The following is an 11,878-nucleotide window of genomic DNA, read 5'->3' as shown; positions in this document are numbered from 1 at the left end:
ATTTCCCAGGTTACGAAATCTTTAACTCTATTTGGTCACTTGCGTTATTAATGAATAAGAAATTTAAATATAAGAAATCGCTATTAGCGGCTATTTTAAGCGCAACCTTGTTAACCGGTTGTGATGGTGGTGGTTCGGGATCATCCTCCGATACGCCACCTGTTGATTCTGGGACCGGTTCTCTGCCAGAGGTGAAACCCGATCCCACGCCAAACCCGGAGCCGACGCCTGATCCGACGCCAGAACCTGAACCTACGCCGGATCCCACTCCAGAACCGGAGCCAACACCGGAACCAGAGCCTGTTCCCACGAAAACGGGCTATCTGACGTTGGGCGGAAGCCAGCGGGTAACGGGGGCTACCTGTAATGGTGAAACCAGCGACGGCTTTACCTTTACGCCTGGTAACACCATCACTTGCGTGGTAGGCGGGACGACAATCGCGACATTTGACACCCAGTCAGAAACGGCGCGTAGCCTGCGTTCGGTTGAAAAAGTGTCATTTAGCCTGGAAGATGCGCAAGAACTGGCGGGGTCAGACAACAAGAAAGCCAACGCTATCTCTCTGGTGACTTCCAGCGACAGTTGCCCGGCAGATGCAGAGCAACTTTGTCTGACCTTCCCGTCAGTGGTTGATCGCGCGCGTTTTGAAAAACTGTATAAGCAAATAGAACTGACACCGGACGACTTCAGCAAGCTGGTGAATGAAGAGGTGGAAAACAATGCCGCCACTGATAAAGCGCCGTCTACCCATACGTCTCCGGTCGTGCCAGCCACGACGCCGGGCACTAAACCGGATCTGAACGCTTCTTTCGTGTCGGCGAATGCGGAACAGTTTTATCAGTATCAACCCACTGAAATCATTCTTTCCGAAGGCCGACTGGTGGATAGCCTGGGGAACGGTGTTGCTGGCGTTGACTACTACACCAATTCAGGCCGTGGTGTAACGGGCGAAAACGGTAAATTCTCCTTTAGCTGGGGCGAAACCGTCTCCTTCGGCATCGATACCTTTGAACTGGGCTCAGTACGCGGTAATAAGTCGACCATTGCCTTGACTGAGCTGGGCGACGAAGTTCGCGGGGCGAATATCGATCAACTGATTCATCGTTATTCCCAGGCGGGGAAAAACGGCGATCGTGAACTCCCGGATGTTGTGCGCAAAGTTTTTGCCGAGTATCCCAACGTGATCAACGAGATTATCAATCTCTCGTTATCCAATGGTGAGACGTTGAACGAAGGCGATAAACCCGTTACGTTGCCAAACGAATTCATCGAACAGTTTAAAACGGGCCAGGCTAAGGAGATCGATACCGCGATTTGCGGTAAAACCAACAACTGCAACTCCGCTCGTTGGTTCTCTCTGACGACGCGCAATGTCAATGACGGTCAGATTCAGAGCGTTATCAACAAGCTGTGGGGCGTGGATACGAACTACCAGTCTGTCAGCAAGTTCCACGTCTTCCATGACTCCACCAACTTCTATGGCAGCACCGGCAACGCACGTGGTCAGGCGGTGGTGAATATCTCCAACGCGGCATTCCCGATTCTGATGGCGCGTAATGATAAAAACTACTGGCTGGCTTTCGGCGAAAAACGCGCCTGGGATAAAAATGAGCTGGCGTACATTACGGAAGCGCCTTCTATTGTGCGACCGGAAAACGTTACGCGTGATACCGCGACCTTCAACCTGCCGTTTATTTCGCTGGGGCAAGTCGGCGAGGGCAAACTGATGGTTATCGGTAACCCGCACTATAACAGCATCCTGCGCTGCCCGAACGGTTATAGCTGGAACGGTGGTGTTAATAATAAAGGTGAGTGTACGCTCAGCGGTGATTCAGATGACATGAAGCACTTCATGCAGAACGTACTGCGCTACCTGTCAAACGACATCTGGCAGCCGAATACAAAGAGCACAATGACCGTGGGTACGAACCTGGAAAACGTTTATTTCAAACGTCATGGTCAGGTCACCGGGAGCAGTGCTGCGTTTGGCTTCCACCCGGATTTTGCCGGTATCTCTGTTAAGCATTTGAGCAGCTATGGCGATCTGAATCCGGAAGAGGTTCCATTGCTGATCCTTAATGGCTTTGAGTATGTCACTCAGGTGGGGAATGATCCTTATGCGATCCCCCTGCGTGCAGACACCAGCAAGCCGAAACTGACTCAGCAGGATGTGACCGATCTTATCGCCTATATGAACAAAGGCGGTTCTGTGCTGATCATGGAAAACGTGATGAGCAATCTTAAGGAAGAGAGCGCGTCTGGCTTTGTGCGTCTGCTGGATGCTGCGGGTCTGTCAATGGCACTGAACAAGTCGGTGGTGAATAACGATCCGCAGGGGTATCCGAGCCGTGTTCGTCAGTTGAATGAAAAAGGTATGTGGGTCTATGAGCGTTATCCTGCTGTAGAAGGGGAGCTACCGTATACCATCGATCCTGATACCAAAGAAGTTGTCTGGAAATATCAGGTTGAAAATAAACCAGATAAGAAACCAACACTGGAAGTTGCTAGCTGGCAAGAAGAGGTTGATGGTAAACAGGTAACTCAATACGCTTTTATTGATGTGGCTAAACATACAACTGATGAGTCTCTGAAAGCCGCAAAAGATAAGATCTTTGCAGCGTTCCCGGGACTGAAAGAGTGTACCGACCCGACTTACCATTACGAGATTAACTGTCTGGAATACCGTCCTGGCACGAAGGTTCCGGTTACAGGTGGCATGTATGTTCCACAGTATACGCAACTGAGTCTTAACGCCGACACCGCGAAAGCGATGGTGCAGGCTGCGGATTTAGGCACCAACATTCAGCGTCTGTATCAGCATGAGCTCTATTTCCGTACCAATGGTCGTAAAGGCGAGCGTCTGAACAGCGTCGATCTGGAACGTCTGTACCAGAACATGTCGGTCTGGCTGTGGAACGATACGAGCTATCGTTATGAGGAAGGTAAGGAAGATGAGCTGGGCTTTAAAACCTTCACCGAGTTCCTGAACTGCTACGCCAATGATGCTTATACCAAAGGCACGCTGTGCTCCGCGGATCTGAAGAAATCGCTGGTCGATAACAACATGATCTACGGCGAAAAGAGCGGTAATAAAGCAGGCATGATGAACCCGAGCTATCCGCTCAACTATATGGAAAAACCGCTGACGCGCCTGATGCTGGGCCGTTCCTGGTGGGATCTGAACATTAAGGTTGATGTTGCTAAGTATCCGGGGGATGTGTCTGCGAGTGGTGAAACCGTTACGGAAACCATCAGCCTGTACTCGAATCCGACCAAATGGTTTGCGGGTAACATGCAGTCTACTGGTCTGTGGGCTCCGGCTCAGCAGGACGTCAGCATTCAGTCCACAGCAAAAGTTCCTGTGACCGTTACCGTGGCGCTGGCTGACGACCTGACCGGACGTGAGAAGCATGAAGTTGCTCTGAACCGTCCGCCAAGAGTGACTAAAACGTATACTCTGGCGGCTAATGGTACGGTGAAGTTTAAGGTGCCTTACGGTGGTCTGATTTATATCAAGGGCGACAGCAAAGAGGTGCAATCAGCTGAATTCACCTTTACCGGTGTAGTAAAAGCACCGTTCTATAAAGATGGTCAGTGGAAGCATGAGTTGAGTTCCCCGGCGCCGTTGGGCGAACTGGAGTCTGCGTCGTTCGTCTATACCACGCCGAAGAATAACCTGAAGGCCAGCAATTATGCTGAAGGTGTAAAACAGTTCGCCGATGAACTGGATACCTTTGCCAGCTCGATGAATGATTTCTACGGTCGTAATGACGAAAGCGGTAACCACCGGATGTTTACCTATAAAAACTTGCCGGGTCACAAACATCGTTTCACCAACGATGTGCAGATCTCCATCGGGGATGCGCACTCGGGTTATCCGGTGATGAACAGCAGCTTCTCGCCGAACAGCACCACGCTGCCGACGACGCCGCTGAACGACTGGTTGATCTGGCACGAAGTTGGTCATAACGCCGCAGAAACGCCGTTGACTGTTCCAGGCGCGACCGAAGTGGCGAACAACGTGCTGGCGCTGTACATGCAGGATCGCTATCTCGGCAAGATGAACCGTGTCGCTGACGATATTACCGTCGCGCCGGAATATCTGGAGGAGAGCAAAGGTCAGGCATGGGCGCGCGGCGGTGCGGGTGACCGTCTGCTGATGTACGCACAGTTGAAGGAGTGGGCAGAGAAAAACTTTGATATCAGGAAGTGGTATCCAGAAGGTACAACTCTGCCAGCGTTCTACAGCGAGCGTGAAGGGATGAAAGGCTGGAACCTGTTCCAGTTGATGCACCGTAAAGCACGTGGCGATGAGGTTGGCAATGACAAGTTCGGCGGTAAGAACTACTGTGCCGAATCAAACGGTAACGCTGCCGACACGCTGATGCTGTGTGCCTCCTGGGTTGCCCGGGCGGACCTTTCGGAGTTCTTTAAGAAATGGAATCCGGGTGCAAGTGCTTATCAGCTGCCGGGAGCAACGGAGATGAGTTTCCAGGGCGGGGTGAGCTCGTCGGCTTACGCTACGCTGGCGGCGCTTAAGCTGCCGAAACCGGAAAACGGGCCGGAAACCATTAACAAGGTTACCGAGCACGCGATGTCAGCCGAGTAAGCCTGTAGGCCGGATAAGGCGTTTACGCCGCATCCGGCATGAAATAAGGCGCACCGGGTTAACACACTTGCCCGATGCGCCAGCTTATCGGGCCTACAGACAGGGAAAGCCGCGATTATTTGCGTTGGCAGACACCCGTAGGCCGGATAAGGCGTTTCACGCCGCATCCGGCAAGCTACAACACATAACCTTTAACCATGTATTTTGATGTTTTTCAGCAATACCCCGCAGCGATGCCCATACTGGCAACTGTCGGAGGATTGATCATCGGCAGTTTTTTGAATGTGGTGATCTGGCGCTACCCCATCATGATTCGCCAACAAATGGCGGAGTTTCAGGGGGAAACGCAGAACGTACAGCCGAAAATGAGCCTGGCGTTGCCGCGCTCGCACTGCCCGCATTGTCAGCAGGCCATTCGGATACGTGACAACATTCCGCTGCTTTCCTGGCTGATGCTCAAAGGGCGCTGCCGTGACTGTCAGGCAAAAATCAGCAAGCGTTATCCGCTGGTGGAATTATTGACGGCACTCGCTTTTTTGCTGGCAAGTCTGGTCTGGCCGGAGAGTGGATGGGCGCTGGCGGTGATGATATTATCCGCCTGGCTGATTGCCGCGAGCATCATCGATCTCAGTCACCAATGGTTGCCTGATGTCTTTACTCAGGGCGTATTGTGGACGGGACTGATTGCGGCATGGGCTCAGCAGAGTCCGTTAACGCTACAGGACGCGGTTACCGGCGTACTGGTGGGATTCGCAACGTTTTATTCCCTGCGCTGGTTGGCCGGAATAATTCTGCGTAAAGAAGCATTAGGCATGGGCGATGTATTACTCTTCGCTGCTTTAGGCGGTTGGGTGGGCGCGTTGTCGCTGCCCCATGTTGCGTTAATCGCTTCATGTTGCGGCCTGATATATGCCGTTATTACAAAAAAAGGATCAACCACGCTGCCTTTTGGGCCATGTTTAAGTCTGGGCGGTATAGCAACACTTTATCTACAGGCATTGCTTTAATGACAAACATGTAATTATCGAAGTGACATTTTTATTTTAATTAATAACATTAGAGATTATTTACCATGTCAATAAAACAGATGCCAGGGAGGGTATTAATATCGCTATTGTTGAGCGTTACTGGATTATTAAGTGGCTGCGCCAGCCATAATGAAAACGCCAGTTTGCTGGCGAAAAAACAGGCGCAAAATATCAGTCAAAACCTGCCCATTAAATCTGCGGGATATACCTTAGTGCTGGCGCAAAGTAGCGGCGCAACGGTAAAAATGACCATTATCAGCGAAGCGGGTGCCCAGACTACGCAAACGCCTGACGCCTTTTTAACCAGCTATCAACGACAAATGTGCGCTGACCCAACGGTGAAATTGATGATTGCCGAAGGGATTAATTACAGCATAACGATTAAAGATACACGCACAGGCAACCAGTACCAGCGGAAGCTGGATCGCACCACCTGTGGAATAGTCAAAGCATAACGTCGGGTAGATATAAATTGGCGCGGGTTGTTTTTCGTGATGCACGGATTTATCTCAATCAATGGCTGACAAAAATTCGTCACGTTCTTAGCCAGGGACAATCTCTTAATACAGATAAAGAACATCTGCGGAAAATAGCGCGCGGGATGTTCTGGCTGATGCTGCTTATTATTTCTGCGAAAATGGCGCACTCACTCTGGCGCTACATCGTCTTTTCTGCGGAATATACGACGGTTTCTTCATCCGGGAATAAAACGCCCCGTTCGGAGGCAAAACCGTTTGATAAAAACGATGCGCAATTAATCAGCCAGCAAAACTGGTTTGGCAAATATCAGCCCGTTGTCGCGCCGGTAAAACAACCTGAACCTGCGCCTGTGGCAGAAACGCGCCTTAATGTGGTGCTGCGAGGTATCGCTTTTGGCGCCAGACCTGGTGCGGTGATTGAAGAGGGCGGCAAACAACAGCTTTATTTGCAGGGCGAACGGCTTGACTCTCACAACGCGGTGATTGAGGAAATCAATCGCGACCATGTGATGCTGCGTTATCAGGGGAAAATGGAACGTTTGAGTCTGGCTGAGGAGGAGCGTTCCGCCGTAGCCGTGACCAACAAAAAAGCCGCCAGTGACGAAGTAAAGCAAGCTGTTGTTGAGTCTACTGTCAGCGCGCCAGTGGAGATCCCGGCTGCCGTGCGTCAGGCACTGGCGAAAGATCCGCAGAAAATTTTCAACTATATCCAACTTACGCCCGTGCGTAAGGAGGGGATTGTCGGTTATGCAGTGAAGCCGGGGGCAGATCGTTCTCTGTTCGATGCCAGCGGTTTCAAGGAAGGCGATATCGCCATTGCGCTAAATCAGCAGGATTTCACTGATCCACGAGCAATGATTGCTCTGATGCGGCAGTTACCTTCAATGGATTCAATTCAACTTACGGTTTTGCGAAAGGGTGCGCGCTACGACATTTCCATTGCGCTGCGCTAATTGCATTTAATCCAGGAGAATCATTCATCGTGTTTTGGCGTGATATTACGTTGTCGGTCTGGCGTAAAAAGACAACTGCCTTCAAAACAAAAAAGCGTTTACTGCCGCTGATGCTGGCTGCGGCATTATGTAGTTCACCGGCCTGGGCGGAAGAGCACACCTTTACCGCTAATTTTAAAGATACTGACCTGAAATCGTTCATTGAAACCGTCGGCGCTAACCTCAATAAAACCATCATTATGGGGCCGGGCGTACAGGGGAAGGTGAGCATTCGTACCATGACGCCGCTCAATGAACGCCAGTATTACCAGCTATTCCTTAACCTGCTGGAAGCGCAGGGATATGCCGTCGTACCAATGGAGAACGACGTGCTGAAGGTAGTGAAATCCAGTGCCGCAAAGGTTGAACCGCTGCCGTTAGTGAGTGAAGGCAACGATAACTATGCAGGCGATGAAATGGTTACCAAAGTGGTGCCGGTACGTAATGTGTCGGTACGCGACCTGGCGCCGATGCTGCGCCAGATGATCGACAGCGCAGGATCCGGCAACGTCGTCAATTACGATCCCTCCAACGTGATTATGCTCACCGGACGCGCCTCTGTCGTGGAACGGCTGACGGAAGTGATCCAGCGTGTGGACCGTGCGGGAAACCGTACCGAAGAGGTGATCCCACTGGATAACGCATCGGCTTCGGAAATTGCCCGTGTGCTGGAAAGCCTGACCAAAAACAGTGGCGAGAACCAGCCAGCAACGCTGAAGTCACAAATTGTTGCTGATGAACGCACCAACAGCGTGATTGTCAGCGGCGATCCCGCCACGCGAGACAAAATGCGCCGTTTGATCCGTCGCCTGGACTCAGAAATGGAGCGTAGCGGCAACAGCCAGGTGTTCTATCTCAAATACAGCAAAGCGGAAGATCTGGTCGATGTGCTGAAGCAGGTTAGCGGCACGCTCACGGCGGCTAAAGAAGAGGCGGAAGGTACGGTGGGTAGCGGGCGTGAGGTTGTCTCCATCGCTGCCAGCAAACACAGTAATGCCCTGATTGTTACCGCGCCGCAGGACATCATGCAGTCGCTGCAAAGCGTGATTGAACAACTGGATATTCGCCGTGCTCAGGTACATGTCGAGGCGTTGATCGTGGAAGTTGCCGAAGGCAGCAATATCAACTTTGGCGTGCAGTGGGCATCGAAAGATGCTGGATTAATGCAGTTTGCCAACGGCACGCAGATTCCTATCGGTACGCTGGGAGCAGCCATTTCTCAAGCGAAGCCGCAGAAAGGTTCCACGGTGATCAGTGAAAATGGCGCCACCACCATTAACCCGGAGACCAACGGCGACCTCTCCACGCTCGCCCAGCTTCTTTCTGGCTTTAGCGGTACGGCGGTTGGCGTGGTGAAAGGCGACTGGATGGCGCTGGTGCAGGCGGTCAAAAATGACTCCAGCTCTAACGTCCTCTCCACGCCGAGTATCACCACACTGGACAACCAGGAAGCCTTCTTCATGGTGGGCCAGGACGTTCCGGTATTAACCGGATCTACCGTTGGCTCCAATAACAGCAATCCTTTCAATACAGTAGAGAGGAAAAAAGTCGGCATCATGCTGAAAGTCACGCCGCAGATTAACGAAGGTAATGCGGTACAGATGGTGATTGAACAGGAAGTCTCGAAGGTGGAAGGACAGACCAGCCTCGACGTGGTATTTGGCGAGCGCAAACTGAAAACCACCGTACTGGCTAACGACGGCGAACTGATCGTGCTCGGCGGTCTGATGGACGACCAGGCGGGAGAAAGTGTGGCGAAAGTACCGTTGCTGGGCGATATCCCGTTGATTGGCAACCTGTTTAAATCGACGGCGGATAAAAAAGAAAAACGTAACCTGATGGTGTTTATCCGCCCGACCATTCTGCGTGACGGTATGGCGGCAGACGGTGTATCGCAGCGCAAATATAACTATATGCGTGCCGAGCAGATCTATCGCGACGAGCAGGGGTTAAGCCTGATGCCGCATACTTCACAGCCGGTATTGCCTGCGCAAAACCAGGCTTTACCGCCGGAAGTTCGCGCGTTCCTTAATGCCGGGAGAACGCGTTAATGGCGCCTGTAGCACAGGAAACCACGGCTAACGCCGTGCGCCTGCCCTACAGTTTCAGCCGTCGGTTTAGCCTGGTGGCATGGTGCGAAGCGTCGCTGGAGATCCTCCACGTTCATCCGCTGTCGCTCTCTGTTTTGCAGGAGCTGCAGCGGGGGCTGAGCGCACCCTTTACGCTACGGCAAATCGACGAGGCTGAATTTGAACAGCGACTGAATGCGGTCTGGCAGCGGGACTCTTCCGAGGCGCGTCAGTTGATGGAAGATATCGGCTCCGCCGAGGACTTTTTTACCCTCGCGGAGGAGCTGCCGGAAACCGAGGATCTGCTGGAAAGCGACGACGATGCGCCGATCATCAAACTGATCAACGCCATGCTGGCAGAGGCGATTAAAGAAGGCGCTTCGGATATCCACATCGAGACGTTTGAAAAGAGTCTGGTGATCCGTTTTCGCGTTGACGGCACGTTGCATGAAATGTTGCGTCCAGGGCGCAAACTGGCCTCGCTACTGGTATCGCGTATCAAAGTGATGGCGCGGCTGGATATCGCCGAAAAGCGCGTGCCGCAGGATGGTCGTATTGCGCTGCTGCTGGGCGGTCGGGCGATTGACGTGCGTGTCTCCACCATGCCTTCCGCCTGGGGCGAGCGCGTGGTACTGCGACTGCTGGACAAAAACCAGGCTCGCCTGACGCTGGAACGTCTGGGGTTAAGTCACGAACTGACCGCGCAGTTGCGTCAGCTACTGCACAAACCGCACGGCATCTTTCTGGTGACGGGGCCGACAGGTTCCGGCAAAAGCACCACGCTGTACGCCGGATTGCAGGAGCTGAACAACCACTCGCGCAACATTCTCACGGTTGAAGACCCTATCGAATACATGATTGAAGGGATCGGTCAGACACAGGTCAACACCCGCGTCGGCATGACCTTTGCCCGTGGCCTGCGCGCGATTTTGCGTCAGGACCCGGATGTGGTGATGGTCGGTGAAATCCGCGATACCGAAACTGCAGAAATCGCCGTTCAGGCGTCGCTTACCGGGCACCTGGTACTTTCCACGCTGCATACCAACACGGCGGTGGGGGCGATCACGCGTTTGCAGGATATGGGCGTCGAGCCTTTCCTGCTCTCTTCCAGCCTGACGGGCGTGATGGCGCAGCGACTGGTTCGAACGCTGTGCCACGACTGCCGCCAGGCCCGGCCTGCCACTGACGAAGAAAAACGTCTGATGGGAATTAGCAACGTGCATACCGTCACGCTGTACCATCCGCAGGGCTGCCCCGCCTGTAATCACAAAGGTTTTCGCGGGCGTACCGCCATCCATGAACTGATTGTGGTGGATGCCACATTGCGTGATTTGATCCACCGTCAGGCCGGGGAACTGGAGCTGGAACGTTATGTCCGGCAACACTCCGCAGGTATCCGCAGTAACGGCATTGAGAAAGTACTCGCCGGAGAGACCTCTCTTGATGAAGTTCTGCGGGTAACCATGGAGGCGTAATGGCACTGTTTTACTATCAGGCGCTACAGCGTAATGGTCGCAAAACCAAAGGTATGATTGAGGCGGATTCCGCGCGTCACGCCCGTCAGTTGTTACGTGGAAAAGAACTCATTCCCGTGCACATTGAAGCCCGGATGAATGCTTCGACAGGGGGATTGTTGCAGCGTCGGCGACACGCACATCGTCGCGTGGCGGCGGCCGATCTGGCGCTGTTCACTCGCCAACTGGCAACGCTGGTGCAGGCAGCAATGCCGCTGGAAACCTGCTTACAGGCGGTCAGTGAGCAAAGTGAAAAACTGCATGTAAAAAGCCTCGGAATGGCGCTGCGCAGCCGGATTCAGGAAGGTTACACCCTGTCGGACAGCCTGCGCGAACATCCCCGCGTCTTTGACTCCCTGTTTTGTTCGATGGTCGCAGCCGGAGAAAAATCCGGGCATCTCGATGTGGTGCTCAATCGCCTGGCGGATTACACCGAACAGCGACAACGCCTGAAATCGCGTCTGTTGCAGGCGATGCTCTACCCGCTGGTACTGCTGGTGGTGGCAACGGGCGTGGTCACTATTTTGCTGACGGCAGTGGTGCCGAAAATCATCGAACAGTTTGATCACCTCGGACATGCGCTGCCTGCCTCCACCCGAATGCTCATCGCCATGAGCGACGCTTTACAGACCAGCGGCGTTTACTGGCTGGCGGGATTGCTGGGGCTTCTGGTACTGGGGCAACGGCTACTCAAAAATCCCGCTATGCGCCTGCGCTGGGATAAAACCCTGCTGCGCCTGCCTGTTATCGGGCGGGTCGCTCGCGGGCTAAATACGGCGCGCTTTTCCCGCACCTTAAGCATCCTCACCGCCAGTAGCGTTCCGTTGCTGGAAGGTATTCAGACCGCCGCTGCCGTGTCGGCAAATCGTTATGTCGAGCAACAACTGCTGCTGGCGGCAGATCGCGTCCGCGAAGGAAGCAGCCTGCGTGCAGCACTGACGGAGTTGCGCCTGTTCCCGCCGATGATGCTGTACATGATCGCCTCCGGCGAGCAGAGCGGCGAACTGGAAACCATGCTTGAGCAGGCCGCAGTCAACCAGGAACGGGAGTTTGATACCCAGGTAGGGCTGGCGTTAGGACTGTTTGAACCGGCGCTGGTGGTGATGATGGCGGGCGTGGTGCTGTTTATCGTCATCGCTATTCTCGAGCCGATGCTGCAACTGAACAATATGGTTGGAATGTAATT

Annotated in this window: 7 protein-coding genes; all 7 read left to right on the top strand. The window is 53.3% G+C overall.

Translation table 11 applies throughout. The features are described 5' to 3' along the window. Window positions 1-50 precede the first annotated feature (50 nt). The 7 genes from sslE to gspF all read left to right on the top strand — a co-directional run bounded on the left by sslE (window position 51) and on the right by gspF (window position 11,876). On the top strand, window positions 51-4,610 hold the full coding sequence (sslE, locus tag PS053_RS10235; protein ID WP_256878843.1) for a lipoprotein metalloprotease SslE: 4,560 nt from the start codon (window positions 51-53) through the stop codon (window positions 4,608-4,610). A gap of 197 nt (window positions 4,611-4,807) precedes the next feature. After that, on the top strand, window positions 4,808-5,617 hold the full coding sequence (locus PS053_RS10230) for a prepilin peptidase (RefSeq protein WP_059218109.1): 810 nt from the start codon (window positions 4,808-4,810) through the stop codon (window positions 5,615-5,617). A 65-nt stretch (window positions 5,618-5,682) separates the two neighbouring features. Next, on the top strand, window positions 5,683-6,093 hold the full coding sequence (gene gspS2, locus PS053_RS10225; protein ID WP_024164873.1) for a type II secretion system pilot lipoprotein GspS-beta: 411 nt from the start codon (window positions 5,683-5,685) through the stop codon (window positions 6,091-6,093). A gap of 17 nt (window positions 6,094-6,110) precedes the next feature. Further along, the gene (gene gspC / locus PS053_RS10220) at window positions 6,111-7,070 is read left to right on the top strand and encodes a type II secretion system protein GspC (RefSeq protein WP_149477173.1); all 960 of its coding nucleotides are present in this window, start codon (window positions 6,111-6,113) and stop codon (window positions 7,068-7,070) included. A 29-nt stretch (window positions 7,071-7,099) separates the two neighbouring features. Beyond that, complete coding sequence (gspD, locus tag PS053_RS10215; protein ID WP_059241608.1) at window positions 7,100-9,160, top strand: type II secretion system secretin GspD; 2,061 nt, start codon at window positions 7,100-7,102, stop codon at window positions 9,158-9,160. Next, on the top strand, window positions 9,160-10,653 hold the full coding sequence (gene gspE / locus PS053_RS10210) for a type II secretion system ATPase GspE (protein ID WP_000035513.1): 1,494 nt from the start codon (window positions 9,160-9,162) through the stop codon (window positions 10,651-10,653). The genes gspD and gspE overlap by 1 nt, the downstream gene beginning before the upstream one ends. Continuing rightward, on the top strand, window positions 10,653-11,876 hold the full coding sequence (gene gspF / locus PS053_RS10205) for a type II secretion system inner membrane protein GspF (RefSeq protein ID WP_001173480.1): 1,224 nt from the start codon (window positions 10,653-10,655) through the stop codon (window positions 11,874-11,876). The genes gspE and gspF overlap by 1 nt, the downstream gene beginning before the upstream one ends. The last annotated feature ends 2 nt before the right edge of the window (window positions 11,877-11,878 follow it).

The organism is Escherichia albertii, assembly GCF_028622335.1.
GTDB classification, from domain to species: domain Bacteria; phylum Pseudomonadota; class Gammaproteobacteria; order Enterobacterales; family Enterobacteriaceae; genus Escherichia; species Escherichia albertii.
This window is presented reverse-complemented; position numbering and strand designations above follow the sequence as displayed.

Excerpts from the sequence above, each read along its gene's own strand:
- sslE (WP_256878843.1), top strand. The coding sequence starts at position 51 with ATGAATAAGAAATTTAAATATAAGAAATCGCTATTAGCGGCTATTTTA.
- PS053_RS10230 (WP_059218109.1), top strand. The coding sequence starts at position 4,808 with ATGTATTTTGATGTTTTTCAGCAATACCCCGCAGCGATGCCCATACTG.
- gspS2 (WP_024164873.1), top strand. The coding sequence starts at position 5,683 with ATGTCAATAAAACAGATGCCAGGGAGGGTATTAATATCGCTATTGTTG.
- gspE (WP_000035513.1), top strand. The coding sequence starts at position 9,160 with ATGGCGCCTGTAGCACAGGAAACCACGGCTAACGCCGTGCGCCTGCCC.
- gspF (WP_001173480.1), top strand. The coding sequence starts at position 10,653 with ATGGCACTGTTTTACTATCAGGCGCTACAGCGTAATGGTCGCAAAACC.